Here is a 15,483-nt window from a genome sequence, read left to right on the forward strand (position 1 = left end):
GTCACTTCCCCTCGTTGCGGTTGGCCCGCAGGTAGAACACCGCGAAGACGGCGGATATAAGGATCAGGATGTTGCCGACCACGGCACCGGCTCCGAAGTCCAGCGAGACGAAGGAGTTCTGGTACGTCAGGGTGCCCAGGGTCTGCGTGGAGTCGGCGGGTCCGCCGTCGGTGAGGGCCAGGATCAGGTCGAGGATCTTGACGGTCGACATGAAGCCGAGCACCAGGACCACGGTGATGACGGGCTTGAGCAGCGGCAGGGTGATGGACCGGAAGGTGCGCCACGCGGAGGCACCGTCGAGCGCGGCGGCCTCGTACAGCTCCTTGGGGACCTCTTGGAGTCCGCCGTAGAGGATCACCATGTTGAACGGGATGCCGATCCAGATGTTCACCAGGACGACGGAGACCAGGGCCATGCTCGTGCTGGTCAGCCACGGGGTGTCACCGACGCCGAAGATGCCGAGGAAGGAGTTGAGGACACCGGTGTCCTGGTCGAGGATGCGGCGCCAGACGATGCCGGAGACGACCATCGGGACCAGCCACGGCAGCAGGATCAGTGAGCGGAGCACGCCGTTGAGCGGGAACCGCTTGGTGAAGAACACCGCCAGCGCCAGGCCGATGCAGAACTGGCCGATCAGCGAACCGATGGTGAAGAGGATGGTCTGCAGGAGAGCTTTGCCGAACAGGTCGTTCTGGAAGACGTTCTTCCAGTTGTCGAACCCGTTGAACGGGGCCTTACCGGTGAAGAAGGTGGACGGCGAGTAGTCCTGGAAGCTCATCACGACGTTGCGGACGAGCGGGTAGCCGAAGAACAGCAGCATGAAGACGACCGCGGGGGCCAGGAAGCCCCATTGGGCGAGCTTCCTGCGGCGCTTGGCCCTCAGCGGGTCAGGAGTCTTCGTGCTCGTGACGATCGGCGCGACGGGCGCGGGAGCAGTGGTGGTCGACATGTTCAGTTACCTCAGTTCCCGCTCTCGACACGCTGCTGTGCGTGCTTGAGGACGCTCTCGCTGGACTGGCCGGTGAGAGCGGCCTGGAAGGCGCTCTGCAGAGCGAGCGACACCGAGGACCAGCCCGCGCCGAGCTTGGCGGTGCGCGACCGGGCGGTGGCCACCTGGTCGGCCAGCGAGCTCAGCTCGGGAACCTTCTTGCGCCAGGTGTCGGCGGCCTTCTGGTTGGCCGGGATCATCCAGCTGTTCAGCGCGTAGGTGATCTCTTCCTGCTCGCTGGTCATGCAGTTGATGATGCGGGCGGAGGTCTTCTCCCGGACGGTGTCACCGATGTCGGGGATGGTCAGCATGCCGCCGCCCAGCGGACCGACCGAGTCGTCGCCGGCCTCGGGGACGGGGATCTGCGCGATGCCCCAGTTGAGCCCCTTCTTGGTGTTGAGGGTCTCGACCTGCCAGGGACCGTTGATCATCATGGCGGCGTTGCCGGCCATGAACTGGTCGTTGACGTCCGCCTGGGTCCAGTTGACCGTGGACTTGGACAGCGAGCCGTCCTTGAGCAGCGCCTTCCAGTAGTCCAGCGCCTCGACGACCTGCTTGCTGCCGAGGTCGGTCTCGCTTCCGCCGTTGGACCACATGAACGGCGTGAACTGGTAGACGCCGTCCTCCGCGCCGCCCGCGCTCAGGGCGACGCCGTACCGGCTGCCCTGGGTGAGCTTCTTCGCGCTCTCCTGCATCTCGGACCAGGTGGTGGGCACCTCCAGGCCGGCCTTGTTCAGGATGTCCTTGTTGTAGAACAGCGCGAGGGTGTTCACCGTGCGCGCCGCGCCGTAATAAGTGCCCTTGTACGAGCCGTAGTCCAAGATGCCCCGGGGTATGTCGTCGGTGGCGACGCCCAGCTTCTCGAGGTCCTTCAGCCCGCCGGTCTCGGCGAACGTCGGCATCTCGGAGCCGTCGAACTGGATGATGTCCGGGAGCGACTTCGAGGAGGCCATCCGCAGCGACTTCGTCATGACCTGAGCGGCCGGAACGCTCTGCTGCTCGATGGTGACGCCGAGCTTCTTGCTGCAGCGCGACAGGGTCGCGGCGTCCCAGCCGTGGTACGAGTCGTCGGTCGAGGAGTTCAGGACGGTGTACACATTGTCGTCCCGCTGCTGGCCACAACCCGAGAGAGCTGTGCCGGCGACGATCGCGGAGACAACGGTGAGCGGGACGATGACCCGCCGATTGCGACGACGGCGCCGATGGCGCAGGCCGTCCGGAGAAGATGCTGTCACGTGCGTGCCCTTGCATGAGAGGGGTGCCGGCCCGGTGGGACCTCTCTGTCCCGGCCAGGAGATGCATACGCCTCGGTACGGGTCGGCAGGTCCGTACCGGCAAGGCGGGGGTGTCCGGCGGTCCGTCGCCGGACACCCCGGAGGGGTCAGCGGACGCCGAGGAGGTGTTCCATGGCGAGCTGGTCGAGGGCTTCGAAGGCCATCGAGCGTTCGGCGGCGGCCGTGGCGTCGAACTCCTCGTATGCGGAGGTGTCGGCGAGGAGGCTCTTGAGGCCGTCCTCGGCGGTGGGCTGTGCGAGTTCGTGGAGGCGGGAGGCGGTCAGTGCTTCCTGCACGGCGGGGTCGGCGCGGAAGGCGAGGGCGCGCTCCTTGAGGATCAGGTAGTTGCGCATGCAGTTCTTCGCGGACTCCCAGACTCCGTCGATGCCGTCGGTGCGTACCGGCTTGAAGTCGAAGTGGCGCGGGCCGTTGTAGTCGGAGGTCTCGAGGAGGTCGACGAGCCAGAAGGCCTGGCGCAGGTCGCCGGCGCCGAAGCGGAGGTCCTGGTCGTACTTGATGCCGGACTGGCCGTTGAGGTCGATGTGGTAGAGCTTGCCGGCCCACAGGGCCTGGGCGATGCCGTGCGGGAAGTTCAGTCCGGCCATCTGCTCGTGGCCGACCTCGGGGTTGACGCCGTACATCTCGGGGCGCTCGAGGCGCTCGATGAATGCGAGGGCGTGGCCGACGGTGGGCAGCAGGATGTCGCCGCGCGGCTCGTTCGGCTTCGGCTCGATCGCGAACCGCAGGTCGTAGCCCTGTTCGACGACGTACTCGCCGAGCAGGTCGAAGGCCTCCTTCATCCGGTCCAGGGCCACCCGCACGTCCTTGGCGCCACCGGACTCGGCGCCCTCGCGGCCGCCCCAGGCCACGTAGGTCTCGGCGCCGAGCTCGACAGCGAGGTCGATGTTGCGGATGACCTTGCGCAGCGCGTAGCGGCGCACGTCGCGGTCGTTGGAGGTGAAGCCGCCGTCCTTGAACACCGGGTGGGTGAACAGGTTCGTCGTCGCCATCGGGACCTTCAGACCGGTGCGGTCCAGGGCGTCCTTGAAGCGCGTGATGATCGCGGCCCGCTCGCTGTCCGAGGAGCCGAACGGGATCAGGTCGTCGTCGTGGAACGTCACGCCGTGCGCACCGAGCTCCGCCAGTCGCTCGACGGACTCGACCGGGTCGAGCGCGGGACGGGTGGCGTCACCGAAGGGGTCGTTGCCGCGCCAGCCGACGGTCCAGAGACCGAAGGTGAACTTGTCCGCGGAGGTGGGAGTGAAGCGCTTCGACATGGTCTGCCTCTTGTACAAGGGCTCGGGCGGCTGCTCTGCCGACCGATCGATTTGTTGGCTGGCAGTACTAATACGGCATCTTGGCGTTTGTTTCTAGAGCATCCATGTGACACACACGTCACATACAGACAATCTGACCGCTGCTCGCGGGGGCTCTGTGCGCGATCGGGGCGGGTGAGGAGCGTGTTGGCGCGCTGTCGAAGCGCTTCGACAAAAAATTTGTTTTGTGTACGATCAAAATCGGGATTCATAGGAACGAGGTACGTCATGCCGTCGCGACCAGCCACGAAAGCGGCCACCGCACCGGTATCGGCCGTCCTCGGAGTGGACATCTCCGCCCGGTCCACCAAGGCCGCGGCCGTCGACGCGACGACCGGCCGGCTGCTCGCGGCGGGCCGAGCCTCGCACACCGTGACCGGTCGCTACGGTGCCCGCGAGAGCGATCCCGAGACCCGATCGCCCCGGCCATCGCGTGGGGCACCGGCCGGTACCGCAGACTGCCCACCGCACCGTGGGACACGGCCACCTGGCACGGAGTGACCTCCGACCACGACCGCGCCACCCCGTCACTTCTGAACACGCACTCCTGACCGGCTAAGGAAGACCCCCATGAAGTTCACCGACGGCTTCTGGCAGATGCGAGACGGTGTGCACGCCTCGTACGCCACCGAAATCCGCGACCTCCAGCTCGGCGCCGACCGCCTCACCGCCTACGCCGCCGTCAAGCGCGTCGAACGGCGCGGTGACACGCTCAACGCGCCCCTGATCACGGTGGAGGCGTACGCGCCCGCCGAAGGCGTCATCGGTGTGCGCGTCACCCACCTCGCGGGCAAGCGGCACCCCGGGCCCGATTTCGCACTGCCGGGCGCGACCGAGACGCCGACCGCCACCACCACCCGTACGGATGGGCGGGTCGCCGAACTGACCAGCGGCCCCCTCACCCTGCGGCTGCCCACTGACGGCACCTTCGGCCTGGAATTCCTGGATGCGGACGGCCACCTGCTGACCTCCGTCGGACACAAGGGCACCGCCTTCGCCACCGTCCAGGACGGCGGCCACCACATGTTCGCCCAGCTCGCCCTCGGAGTCGGCGAAACCATTCACGGCCTGGGCGAGCGCTTCACTCCGTACGTCAAGAACGGCCAGGTCGTCGACATGTGGCAGGCGGACGGAGGGACCAGCAGCGAGCAGGCGTACAAGAACATCCCGTTCTATCTCTCCTCGCGCGGCTACGGCGTCTTCGTCAACCACCCCGGCAAGGTCTCCTTCGAGGTCGGCTCCGAGGCCGTGGGCCAGGTGCAGTTCAGCGTCGAGGACCAGACGCTGGAGTACTTCGTCGTCGCAGGCCCCAGCCCCAAGGACGTCCTCACCCGCTACACCGCACTCACCGGCCGTCCGGCCCTGCCCCCGGCCTGGTCGTTCGGCCTCTGGCTGACCACCTCGTTCACCACCTCCTACGACGAGGCGACCGTCACCTCCTTCGTGGACGGCATGGCCGATCGCGGCATCCCGCTGTCGGTGTTCCACTTCGACTGCTTCTGGATGCGCGAGTACCAGTGGTGCGACTTCGAATGGGACCCGGAGACCTTCCCCGACCCGGTCGGCATGCTCGCCCGGCTCAAGGAGAAGGGGCTGAAGATCTGCGTGTGGATCAACCCCTACATCGCGCAGAAGAGCCCCCTCTACGCGGAGGGTGCGGCGAAGGGCTACTTCGTGCACACCCCCGGGGGAGACATCTGGCAGTGGGACCGCTGGCAGGCCGGCATGGCGCTGGTGGACTTCACCAACCCCGAGGCGACCGCTTGGTTCCAGAGCAAGCTGAAGGTCCTCCTCGACCAGGGTGTCGACGGCTTCAAGACCGACTTCGGCGAGCGCATCCCCACCGACGTCGTATGGCACGACAACTCCGACCCGGAGCGGATGCACAACTACTACACGCACCTCTACAACAAGGCCGTCTTCGAACTCCTGGAGAAGGAACGCGGCCAGGGCGACGCGGTGCTCTTCGCCCGCTCGGCCACCGCCGGCGGCCAGCAGTTCCCCGTCCACTGGGGCGGCGACTGCTGGTCCTCCTTCGGTGCGATGGCCGAGTCCCTGCGCGGCGGGCTCTCACTGTCCCTGTCCGGCTTCGGCTTCTGGAGCCACGACATCGGAGGCTTCGAGGGCACCCCCGACCCGGCCGTCTTCAAGCGCTGGCTCGCCTTCGGCCTGCTCTCGTCGCACAGCCGACTGCACGGTTCCTCGTCCTACCGGGTGCCGTGGGAGTTCGGCGACGAGGCGGTCGAGGTCGCCAAGCAGTTCACCGAGCTGAAGCACCGCCTCATGCCGTACCTGTACGGTGCGGCCGTCGAGGCCCATCGCACCGGTGTCCCGACGATGCGCCCCATGCTCCTGGAATTCCCTGACGACCCGGCGACCCGCACTGTGGACCGTCAGTACCTGCTGGGCCCGGACCTCCTGGTGGCCCCGGTCTTCAGCGAGGGCGGCCAGGTCGAGTACTACGTCCCGGAAGGCACCTGGACCCACCTGCTCTCCGGTGAGACCGTCACCGGCCCGGCCTGGCGCCACGAGATCCACGGCTTCGACAGCCTCCCGCTGCTGGTCCGCCCGGGTGCGGTCCTGGCCCTGGGTGCGGACACCTCCCGGCCCGACGGCGACTGGCTGAACAACCTGGAGCTGCGGGTCCACGTCCCCGAGGGGATCGGCGATTTCACCCGCACGGTGACAGTCCCCGATCTCACGGGCGCGCCCGCCGCGACGTACGAGGTGGTCCGCGAGGGCAACACGGTCCGTGTCACGGCGGACACGGACCGACCGTACGAGGTGACGGTCGTGGGTGAGAGCGGCCTGAAGGTCGTGAAGGCCTGACGCCGCCGTCCGACGGTTTGGTCCGGCCCTCAACCGTGCGGGGAGCCGGATCGAACCCGGCACACACGGTGAGGGCCGGGGCCGCCCGCCCGAGGAGCGTGCGGGCCGTGCCGAGCCGTCAAAGCCCGGGACTCCCGTCTGTGCCCCGGGCCGCAAGGGATATGGCGGCCTCCGGGGTCACCTCGCCCGCCTCCACCACCTTCCGGGGGCAGTTGCCGGAGTGTCGGATGTTGTGGACGACGGCGGATCGGGCAACTCCCGCACGGCGGAACGGATCCCGTCGAATGTGGCGACCGGATGCCGTGAGCCGACCGCGGGCAGGACGACACCGAGGCAGACCAGCTTGAACCGCTGATCGCCGAGCGGAACCCCGACGAAGACAGGCGCCCCGACGCACCCCACGGGAACCGTGCCGTTCCACCACACCCGCCCGTCGTCCGCGCCCCGCACGACGTCCCCGACGACGACGGCCTGCGGCCGGTCCGTCCGGTCCGGCCCGACGTCGTGCCCCAGGACATACGCGGGCACCGGCGAGGCCCCGACGGCGGCGACGTCCTCCGCCCTCGCCGCCAGCCCGTCGGTGATCTCGTCGGTCGCCCACTCCCACCGCTTGCGGCGGGCGAGCGCGTGCAGCCCGCCGGTGGGCATCACCGCGACACCGGAGTCACCGAGAGGGGTCCACTCCTGCTCGAACTTGATCATCGCGATGGCGTGGGCGCTCATGGCCGACTCGGACAGCTCGGGCCGCAGCCGCACCTCGGCGATGTCGTACTGCGTCATCGCCCCGGCGGTCACCAGGTACTGCCGGACCGTCTCCGTGTCGCCCTGCTTGTCGACGAGATCGTTGAACCAGAACGCCGTACCGAAGTCCTCCCCACGGTGGGCCTGTTGGTACGGGAGCGTGGAGCGGCGTGCGCTGCCGAGTATGGACTCGATGATCGCGTCGTGAAAGACGGGGGCTTCGGACATGAGGCCGGACCCTAGCCGAGCGCCCTGGTCCGGGCACCTCATATCCCTGGCCCCAGTGCCGAGTCCGCGTGGAGCGTGAGGTGCGCCGGCGTGGAGGGGGTGCGTCGGTCCGCGGCTCCCTGGTGCCGGGATGACGGGCGCAGCGTGAGAGGCGCCTCACGCCTCCACTGATCTGCAGACGGGTACGGTGACCGGCGGCGAAGTGGTAGGCGGCGGTTGCCCGTCGACTTCACGTCGGAGGACATCAGCGTGCCGGTGCCCGCCTCCGTACCATCCTCACCCGGCCCAACGCCGTCTGAAACCACCTGAAGGCAGAGAAGATGACCACGCAGACAGACCGTGTCGACGACGAACTGATCCGGGCTGCGGCTCACATCGCCGGAACGCGCTGCCGGGGCGACAACCACACGATGGCGGCTGCGGCCCGCGCCCGAGACGGCCGGATCGTCACCGCGGTGAACGTCTATCACTTCACCGGAGGCCCCTGCGCGGAGCTGGTCCTCATCGGCACGGCTGCCACCCAGGGCGTCTACGACCTGGAAACCATCGTCGCCGTGGGCGACCGCGACCGAGGCGTCGTGCCCCCGTGCGGCCGCTGCCGCCAGGTCCTCGTCGACTACTTCCCGGCCCTCAAGGTCATCGTCGGCACAAGCAACAGCCACAAAACCATCTCCATCACCGACCTGCTTCCCGAAAGCTACATCTGGGCGGACCACCAGCTCGACACCGAGGAAAGCGCACCCCTGAGCGCGAACTGATACCCAGGCGGTTGCAGGGCAAATATGTACGGACGATCCGAGGGGAACCCGATGCAGGACGAAGCATGGAACCGTGTGGAGCGGCTGCGGACCTGGCTGGACGAGAACGCCGTCCAGGCGTCGGACAGCGATGTGCGGCTGCTGCGCGTACTCAAGATCGGCGAGGAGTTCGGTGAGGTCGCCGAGGCGTTGCACGGCGCGATGGGTGCCAACCCTCGCAAGGGGGCGTCCCATACGTGGGACGACGTCAACAACGAGCTGTGCGACGTCATCGTGACGGGCATGGTCGCGCTCGCGTCGTGCACGCCGGACGCGCGCAAGCTCCTGGACGAGCGGCTGCAACACCTGGTGGACCGTGTGCTGCCTCCGAGCGATGGGACCGGGGCCGACGTGGCGTGAGCGGACATGGGTGACCCCGGCCCACTGATCACCGGGTCCGTATCCGGAGCGTCGACCTGGCGAGGCCCTGGGGCCACGACCTCTCCAGGTCGTGACTGAACGCCCTGGATCCGGCGCAATCCGTCAGCTGCTGACAGTCCGGCCCGATCCACCTCCGGGGGAGCGGGGACCGGTCGGTGACGCGCAGGCGATGAGGGCCCGGCTCTTCTCCGAGCCCTCTTCACACACCTCTGCCGTCGTCAGGCGGCGACGCTCGTGCGCAGGGCGTCGATGGCGAGGTGGCGCGCGACGTTGGTGGCGTTGCAGTCGCGGAGACTGTCGAGCATGAGGAAGTCGTGCACCATGCCCTCGACGCGCACTGCGGTGACGTCCACGCCTGCTTCTCGCAGTTTCGCGGCGTAGGCCTCACCCTCATCGCGCAGGGGGTCCGCCTCGTCGGTGATGACCAGGGTGGGCGGCAGGCCCTTCAACTGATCCAGGCTTGCCTGCAGGGGGGCGGCGTAGGGCTCCTTTCGCTGGTTGGAGTCCGCGTACTGGTCCCAGAACCACATCATGCCGTCGCGTGTGAGGTAGTAGCCGTCGGCGAACTGCAGATAGGACGCCGTGTTGAAGTCGGCGTCCGTGACGGGATACAGAAGCACCTGGCCCTTGACGTCGATCTCTCCGCGGTCCTTGGCCATGAGGGCGAAGACGGCGGCCATGTCACCGCCGACCGAGTCGCCGCTCACAGTCAGGCGTGAGGCGTCCAGGCCATGCTCGGCGCCGTGCTGGACGATCCAGGAGCCCACCGCGTAGTTCTGCTCGATCTGGGTCGGATACTTCGATTCCGGTGCCCGGTCATAGACCGGGAACACGCAGGCCATGTCTGCGCCTGTCGCCAGTTCGCGGACCAAGCGGTCGTGCGTGTTCTCGTCTCCGAGCACCCAGCCTGCGCCGTGGATGTAGAGCATGACAGGCAGCGGTTCGGTCGCCCCGGCCGGCTTGATGATGCGAGTACGCACCTGTCCGTACCGGCCGGCGTCGATGGTCACCCATTCTTCGTCGATGTTGGGCTTCTCGACCCCTTCTCCGGTCTGGAGGCCGGCAAGGATGTCACGTCCCTGCTCGGGCGGGACCTCGTAGATGCGCGGGTGGGGGCTGGTCGCGTCGGCCAGTTCCTGGGCAGCCGACTCGAGACGGGGAGGGGGAGGATTAGGCAGGTCAACCATGGAAGTGCCTCCAGGTCGGACTCGCAGAAACGAATCCATTCGCTCGTTGCCTACTCATCCGTGTTCTCACGGAAGAGCCCGGTGTGCAACGGGATCTTCTGGCGGACACATAAGGACAGCAGGCGCCACGGCCAGTAGTTGGCTCACGGGCGAGATGAGCAGCACCCGCGTGAAGATCGCGTGCGCGGACGGTTCCCGCTTGGTGATCAGGACCGTGCAGTCCGCCACCGGGCCGGGTGCAGCGGTGGTCGGTACCGCACGTCGGTGGGCGTGGTGCGTGGACGCGGTGGTCGGATCGGCGGGTCGGGACGGCCGTCGGCGCTGCCTCATGTGAGGATCGCCGCACGTCGAACCGGCGACGCACGGGGTGCGGGATTCACCGACGTCAAGAAGGAAAGACATCCGCATGGATCTGAAACTCGAAGTCATCGTGCTGCCCGTCTCCGACGTCGATCGGGCCAAGAGTTTTTACCAGGCGGCGGGCTTCCGGCTGGACATCGACCTCGTCGCCGGTGAGGACTACCGGGTGGTGCAGTTCACGCCGCCCGGCTCCGAGTGTTCGATCATCCTGGGCAAGGGAGTCACTTCCGCCGCGCCCGGCTCGTTCCAGGGCCTGTACCTCATCGTCTTCGACATCGAGGAGGCCCGCGCGGAGCTCATCGGCCGCGGCGTCGAAGTGGGCGAGGTGTTCCACGATGCCGGAGGGATTTTCGACCACGGTCACGATGCCGGAGAGGTCACCTACGGGGCCGGGGACGAGGGACGGGTGAGCGGTCCGCACCCCGCTCGTGCCGACTACGGCTCCTACGCCACCTTCCGCGACCCGGATGGCAACGGCTGGGTGCTCCAGGAGGTGAAGAAGCGGGGCCCTGGCCGCTGACACCACGTCAGTCAACCAGGGGGCGACGGGCATGGAGTGCAGCCAGCCGGTTTGACAGGCAGGCGATCGGCGGCCTGAAGCGCGACCACAGGAACCAGAGACCGATACCCGGAGGCACGGATGACGGACAGCAGACCGAACTACGGCTGTGGCGTGACGGTCCTCGGCGGCGGTGGTTCGTCATGACTGCCGCACCCAGTGATCCCGGCACCCGACGCCGGCCCGAGCTCGCCGACCAGACCGTCGTGGTGATCGGCGCCAGCGCGGGTATCGGACTGGAAACCGCCCGCCAGGTACGCGCACACGGCGGCCAGGTCGTCCTGGTCGGCCGCAACCCCGAACGGCTGCAGCAGGCTGCGCTCGAGCTCCATCCTGTTGGCACAGCAGCGTTCGACGCCACCGACACCGACCGTCTCAAGCAGTTCTTCCAGGATCTGCCCGGCCCGGTCGACCATGTGATGGTCACAGCCGGCAGCCCCTCCTACATGCCCTTGGAGGGCATGGACCTCACTGCCGCCCGCCGCGCCTTCGACGAGCGCCTCGCCATGACACTCGCGGTCGCCCTCTACAGCCGTGACAGGGTCCGAGCCGGAGGTACGCTGCTGTTCGTCGGCGGCACCGGTGGTCGACGCCCCGGGGTCGGCATGGCCGTCATGTCCGCTGTCACCGCGGCTCTGCCCGCCCTCACCGCGAACCTGGCGCTCGAACTGGCTCCGATCCGGGTCAATCTCATCGCTGCCGGATTCGTCGACACGCCCCTGTCGGCCTCGCTCCTGGGCGATCAGCTCGATGCCCGGCGCGAGGAGCTGCGCGCCACGCTTCCCATCCGACGGGTCGTCGTCCCGGCTGACGTGGCAGCTCTGGCCGTACACATCATGTGCAACGACGCACTCACCGGCGGAACGTACGACGTCGACGGCGGCCAGCAGCTCGTCTCCCACTGACTGCAAGGGAGGAGCATCTCCGGGACGGCAGGCGAAATGACCCGTGGACGTGGAGATCAGATCAGTGCCGGGCGGCCGGCGAGTTGCGGATACAGCGCCTCCGGGCCCAAGGGCAGCACTGCCCGGACCTGCTTGCTGACGTCGTCGGCGAGCACCTCGTACACGCCGGCCTCGACACCGTCGAGGGTCGCGCGGGCCACCATGACGGGATCGGCCTTCGGACCGGTCAGATGCGCGACCATGTCCGTCGCCATGTAGCTGACGTGCAGGGCGGTGACCTGCGTGCCCTGTTCCGCAAGAGCCACCCGCAAGGCGTTGGTCACCGACCATTCGGCGGCCTTGGCCGCGGCATATCCGGCGCTGGCCGGGATCGATATCCAGGACAGCACGGACAGAACATTGACCAGCGCGCCGCCGCCGTTGCGTCCGAGAACGGGGGCGAAGGCCCTACTCATGGCGAGGGTGCCGACAACGTGCGTCTCGAATTCCTTCCGGAACGCGTCCAGGTCGGACTCGAGCACGTCCGCCCGGGTCGTCGAACCGGCGTTGTTGACGAGGAGCGTCACGTCCTGGGCCTGCGCGGCTGCCGCGCGCACGGATTCGTGGTCGGTGATGTCGACTGCGACCGGGACGGCCCCGGGCACGGTGACCTTTCCGGGGTCGCGGGATCCCGCGTAGACCTTGGCCGCTCCGGCATCGAAGAGCGCCCGCACGAATTGCTCACCGAGTCCGCGGTTTGCTCCGGTGACGAAAGCGACAGACCCTTGGACCTTCATGGGAGAACCTCCCCGGCATTGGGCTGCAGGGCCGAAGACCGGCCGTTGGGACGGCGCGGCGCCACCCGCTCCGAACGTATATCGCCCGGGTGTCCGTCACCACCCGAACCGCGGGCGGCCGGTGCGGCGGGTTTGACGCGACGAGCGCGCCTGACGACTGCCCTCCCGGCAGCCGGGATGAGCGCGAGGCCCATCCGGTACAGGTGCAGGACGATCCGGGCTGCGTTGTGGTCGGCGTTGCCCGACCATCCGCCGCCGACCGCGGCGCCCGCAGCAGCAGCAGCAAGGGCTCGCGCCTGACGTCTCGGCGGGGCCGGTCGGCCGACCGGCCAGGTGTGAACGGGCGTGTCGGAATGCAGGTGCTCGATGTGTCGGCGGGGCATCAGGCGCAGTCCTTCACGGCCGCGTGCGGGAGCCGGGGTGGGTGTGGTGTCGGTCCCGCCCACGCAAGGTGCCCCCCGCTCAGCGCACCGACGCGGCCGGCGGGCGTTCGCGCAGGGCGCCGTAGGCGAGGAAGTACGCCGGCAGGCGGTTCAGCCACCGCGAGGTCGTGATGAGCTCACTCAGTCGCTGGGCGCGCTTCCGGCTGCCGAACGGCGGGCGGCCCGACAGGACCGGTTCGAGGACGTTCGTGTGGGCGAAGCGCTGCAGGGCCTGCGTCGCGGCGGTGGTCGGCCAGCGGCGGCACTGGACGCGGCGGACGGTCCGCAGGCCGACCGCGCCCGCGCGCAGCGGTTCGACGAGATACCGGGCGGCGGCCACCGCGTCCTCGACGGCGAGGTTGATGCCGATGCCGAAGACGGGTGACATCGCGTGTGCCGCGTCGCCGATGCACAGCAGTCCCGGGCGGTGCCAGCGCCGTAGCCGGTCGAGCCGTACGTCGAGCAGCTTCACGTCGTCCCACGACCCGAGCGCGTGCACCCGGTCCGCGAGCCAGGGGACGGCAGTCGTGAATTCGCCCATGAAGCGGTCGAGACCGGCGGCGCGACGCCGGGTGTCGGTTCCCTTGGGGATCAGTGCGGCGCACTGCCAGTAGTCCCCGCGGTCGATCATGGCGCTGAAGAACCGGTCGCCGACACCTCCCACCAGCCCGTGCGGGTCGTCCTCCCGCCGCGGCAGCCGGAACCACCAGGCGTCCATCGGGCAGGTGAACTTCCGCAGTCCCAGTTCGGGCAACGCCCTGGCCAGCGAGGACCGGCCGTCGCAGGCCACGGTGAGGGTGGCCCGCAGCTCACCGGTACGGCCGTCGGACGTGCGGTAGCGGACCCCCGTGACCCTGCCCCGAGCTCTCGGCCTCGCTCGACCAGGGGGGACCTCCGTGCGGTCCATGAGGAAGGCGGTCGCCTCGGTGTTCATCCGCACGGTGAAGGACGGCTCCCGCCCGGCCTCGTCCGCGAGGAGGTTGAGCAGATCCCACTGGGGCACCATCGCGATGTAGTTGTACTTGCCCCGCAGCGCGCCGATGTTTCCGACGGTGACCAGCGAACGGTCCGGGCCGAGCGGCAGCTGGACTGTCGTCAACCGCCGCTGGGGCAGCCGGCCGAATTGCCCGGCCAGCCCCAGGTCGTCCAGCAGCGCCAGGGTGGACGGATGAACAGTGTCACCGCGGAAGTCCCGCAGGAAGTCGCCGTGCTTCTCCAGGACCGTGACCGCCACCCCCGCCCGGGCCAGCAGCAGCCCGAGGACCATACCGGCGGGGCCGCCCCCCACCACGCAGCACGTGGTCCGCTCCATCGCCACTGCTCCCTTCGGTGAAATCCTCGGGTCGGTCATATCGGTAGATATACCCTCAGTCCTGACGAGTCCCCACTAAAGGGTCGCAATGTATCCCTGGAGGCATCATGAGTCAGCAGCAGCCGGTCCCTCTGCCCTACGCCGACCCGGCCTTCGTCGCGGATCCCTTCCCGCTCTTCCGGCAGTTGCGCGAGGAGGGCCCGGTGCGCCGTGCCGTGATCGCGGGCGGCCTGGAGGCCTGGCTGGTCACGCGGTACGACGACGGTCTCGCGGCCCTGGCGGACCCCCGGTTGAGCAGCGACGTCCGCGACGCCTCGGATCCCCGGCTGCTGCGGCAGCTGCCCGTGACGGAACGCGAGTCGATGATCAGCAACATGCTCCGCTCCGACCCACCCGACCACACCCGCCTGCGCCGTCTGGTCTCCAGGGCGTTCACGGCGCGCAGGGTGGCCGAGATGCGGCCCCGTATCCAGGAGATCAGCGACCGGCTGCTCGACGCGGTCGCGCCGGCCGGCCGGGCCGAACTCGTCGCGGACTTCGCGCTTCCGCTGCCGGTCACCGTGATCAGCGAACTGCTCGGCGTGCCCGTGGAGGACCGGTACGACTTCCAGCGGTGGACGGACGACATGCTCCTGCGAGGGGCGGAGCCCCCGGACCCGGCACTCGTGGACGAGTCATGGCAGCGGATGCACGCGTACCTGACCAAGCTCCTGGAAGCCAAACGGGCCCGGCCCGGGGACGATCTGCTCGGCGCGCTGATCACCGCCAGGGACGAGGAGCAGCAGCTGAACGAGGACGAGCTGATCGCCATGTCGTTCCTGCTGCTGGTGGCGGGATACATCACCACCGTCAACCTGATCGGCGGCGGTATCGCGGCGCTGCTCGCCAACCCCCGTCAGCTCGAGATGCTGCGGGACGACCCGGCGCTGCTGCCGGGCGCGATCGAGGAATTCCTGCGTTACGACGGACCGGTCAACCCCGGCATCGCCCGGTTCGCGCGCGAGGACGTCGAGATCGCGGGCGTGAACATCCCGTGCGGCGCGACCGTGCTGATCGCCTCCGCCATCGCGGACCGCGACCCGGCACGGTTCTCCGATCCGGACCGGTTGGACATCACCCGGCGGGACACCGCCCACCTTGCGTTCGGGCACGGCATCCACTACTGCCTGGGGGCACCGCTGGCCAGACTGGAGGGTCAGATCGCCATCGGAACCGCCCTGCGCCGCCTCCCGGACCTCGCGCTGGCCGTGCCGCCGGGCGAGCTGCGCTGGCGACCGGGCGGGCTGCGTGGCCCCGAGCGTCTGCCTGTCACCTTCACCTCCGGCGGCGCCGGCTGAGAGCGCCGGAATCCAAGAGCGTCCCGGCGCCCAAGCCCTCCGCCGCTCTCTCGGCACCACCTCAGCAGCGG

General features: G+C 68.7%; 13 protein-coding genes and 1 pseudogene. 6 read left to right on the forward strand and 8 right to left on the reverse strand.

Features of this window, described 5'->3' with window-relative positions; all coding sequences use genetic code 11:
* Nucleotide 1: 1 nt before the first annotated feature.
* The 3 genes from OHA88_RS37730 to xylA all read right to left on the reverse strand — a co-directional run bounded on the left by OHA88_RS37730 (nt 2) and on the right by xylA (nt 3,539).
* Nucleotides 2–949, reverse strand: a complete 948-nt coding sequence (locus tag OHA88_RS37730; RefSeq protein ID WP_267006485.1) for a carbohydrate ABC transporter permease — start codon at nt 947–949, stop codon at nt 2–4.
* A gap of 11 nt (nt 950–960) precedes the next feature.
* A complete protein-coding gene (locus OHA88_RS37735; RefSeq protein ID WP_328628799.1) occupies nt 961–2,223 on the reverse strand; it encodes a sugar ABC transporter substrate-binding protein in 1,263 nt (420 codons plus the stop codon).
* A gap of 146 nt (nt 2,224–2,369) precedes the next feature.
* Entirely contained in the window at nt 2,370–3,539 is a 1,170-nt protein-coding gene (xylA, locus tag OHA88_RS37740; RefSeq protein ID WP_267006487.1) for a xylose isomerase, read from the reverse strand.
* Between the two features lie 609 nt (nt 3,540–4,148).
* Between xylA and yicI the strand changes: the two genes are divergently transcribed.
* Complete coding sequence (gene yicI / locus OHA88_RS37745; RefSeq protein WP_328628800.1) at nt 4,149–6,407, forward strand: alpha-xylosidase; 2,259 nt, start codon at nt 4,149–4,151, stop codon at nt 6,405–6,407.
* Between the two features lie 177 nt (nt 6,408–6,584).
* Here yicI and OHA88_RS37750 read toward each other — a convergent pair whose 3' ends face one another.
* A complete protein-coding gene (locus OHA88_RS37750) occupies nt 6,585–7,376 on the reverse strand; it encodes a hypothetical protein (RefSeq protein ID WP_328628801.1) in 792 nt (263 codons plus the stop codon).
* 320 nt (nt 7,377–7,696) lie between these two features.
* Here OHA88_RS37750 and OHA88_RS37755 point away from each other — a divergent pair, with 320 nt between their 5' ends.
* Together OHA88_RS37755 and OHA88_RS37760 are read left to right on the forward strand one after the other, a co-directional pair.
* Nucleotides 7,697–8,134, forward strand: a complete 438-nt coding sequence (locus OHA88_RS37755; RefSeq protein WP_328628802.1) for a cytidine deaminase family protein — start codon at nt 7,697–7,699, stop codon at nt 8,132–8,134.
* Nucleotides 8,135–8,185: 51 nt separating this feature from the next.
* Nucleotides 8,186–8,533: a MazG-like family protein gene (locus OHA88_RS37760; protein ID WP_328628803.1), complete on the forward strand. Its 348-nt coding sequence runs from the start codon at nt 8,186–8,188 to the stop codon at nt 8,531–8,533.
* 239 nt (nt 8,534–8,772) lie between these two features.
* Here OHA88_RS37760 and OHA88_RS37765 read toward each other — a convergent pair whose 3' ends face one another.
* Nucleotides 8,773–9,741 (reverse strand): alpha/beta hydrolase, encoded by a 969-nt coding sequence (locus tag OHA88_RS37765; RefSeq protein ID WP_328628804.1) that lies wholly within the window; start codon nt 9,739–9,741, stop codon nt 8,773–8,775.
* A 406-nt stretch (nt 9,742–10,147) separates the two neighbouring features.
* Here OHA88_RS37765 and OHA88_RS37770 point away from each other — a divergent pair, with 406 nt between their 5' ends.
* Together OHA88_RS37770 and OHA88_RS37775 are read left to right on the forward strand one after the other, a co-directional pair.
* On the forward strand, nt 10,148–10,621 hold the full coding sequence (locus tag OHA88_RS37770; RefSeq protein WP_328628805.1) for a VOC family protein: 474 nt from the start codon (nt 10,148–10,150) through the stop codon (nt 10,619–10,621).
* A gap of 182 nt (nt 10,622–10,803) precedes the next feature.
* Nucleotides 10,804–11,565 carry an SDR family oxidoreductase gene (locus tag OHA88_RS37775; protein ID WP_328628806.1) on the forward strand — a complete coding sequence of 254 codons (762 nt, stop codon included), beginning with the start codon at nt 10,804–10,806 and terminating at the stop codon, nt 11,563–11,565.
* 56 nt (nt 11,566–11,621) lie between these two features.
* Here the strand turns inward: OHA88_RS37775 and OHA88_RS37780 are convergent, their stop codons facing one another.
* From OHA88_RS37780 to OHA88_RS37785, 3 genes and pseudogenes are all read right to left on the reverse strand, one after another.
* Complete coding sequence (locus OHA88_RS37780; protein ID WP_328628807.1) at nt 11,622–12,341, reverse strand: SDR family oxidoreductase; 720 nt, start codon at nt 12,339–12,341, stop codon at nt 11,622–11,624.
* Nucleotides 12,342–12,466: 125 nt separating this feature from the next.
* Nucleotides 12,467–12,592: pseudogene (locus OHA88_RS44740) on the reverse strand (RNA-guided endonuclease TnpB family protein); the annotation flags it as partial.
* A gap of 211 nt (nt 12,593–12,803) precedes the next feature.
* On the reverse strand, nt 12,804–14,075 hold the full coding sequence (locus OHA88_RS37785; RefSeq protein WP_328628808.1) for an FAD-dependent oxidoreductase: 1,272 nt from the start codon (nt 14,073–14,075) through the stop codon (nt 12,804–12,806).
* A gap of 107 nt (nt 14,076–14,182) precedes the next feature.
* Here OHA88_RS37785 and OHA88_RS37790 point away from each other — a divergent pair, with 107 nt between their 5' ends.
* Nucleotides 14,183–15,412 (forward strand): cytochrome P450 family protein, encoded by a 1,230-nt coding sequence (locus OHA88_RS37790; protein ID WP_328628809.1) that lies wholly within the window; start codon nt 14,183–14,185, stop codon nt 15,410–15,412.
* The last annotated feature ends 71 nt before the right edge of the window (nt 15,413–15,483 follow it).

It is taken from the genome of Streptomyces sp. NBC_00353, from assembly GCF_036108815.1.
In the GTDB taxonomy this organism is placed as follows: Bacteria; Actinomycetota; Actinomycetes; order Streptomycetales; family Streptomycetaceae; genus Streptomyces.

Coding starts and splice junctions, on each gene's coding strand:
- OHA88_RS37730 (WP_267006485.1), bottom strand. CDS start 949: ATGTCGACCACCACTGCTCCCGCGCCCGTCGCGCCGATCGTCACGAGC.
- OHA88_RS37750 (WP_328628801.1), bottom strand. CDS start 7,376: ATGTCCGAAGCCCCCGTCTTTCACGACGCGATCATCGAGTCCATACTC.
- xylA (WP_267006487.1), bottom strand. CDS start 3,539: ATGTCGAAGCGCTTCACTCCCACCTCCGCGGACAAGTTCACCTTCGGT.
- yicI (WP_328628800.1), top strand. CDS start 4,149: ATGAAGTTCACCGACGGCTTCTGGCAGATGCGAGACGGTGTGCACGCC.
- OHA88_RS37755 (WP_328628802.1), top strand. CDS start 7,697: ATGACCACGCAGACAGACCGTGTCGACGACGAACTGATCCGGGCTGCG.
- OHA88_RS37775 (WP_328628806.1), top strand. CDS start 10,804: ATGACTGCCGCACCCAGTGATCCCGGCACCCGACGCCGGCCCGAGCTC.
- OHA88_RS37760 (WP_328628803.1), top strand. CDS start 8,186: ATGCAGGACGAAGCATGGAACCGTGTGGAGCGGCTGCGGACCTGGCTG.
- OHA88_RS37790 (WP_328628809.1), top strand. CDS start 14,183: ATGAGTCAGCAGCAGCCGGTCCCTCTGCCCTACGCCGACCCGGCCTTC.
- OHA88_RS37765 (WP_328628804.1), bottom strand. CDS start 9,741: ATGGTTGACCTGCCTAATCCTCCCCCTCCCCGTCTCGAGTCGGCTGCC.
- OHA88_RS37780 (WP_328628807.1), bottom strand. CDS start 12,341: ATGAAGGTCCAAGGGTCTGTCGCTTTCGTCACCGGAGCAAACCGCGGA.
- OHA88_RS37770 (WP_328628805.1), top strand. CDS start 10,148: ATGGATCTGAAACTCGAAGTCATCGTGCTGCCCGTCTCCGACGTCGAT.
- OHA88_RS37785 (WP_328628808.1), bottom strand. CDS start 14,075: ATGGAGCGGACCACGTGCTGCGTGGTGGGGGGCGGCCCCGCCGGTATG.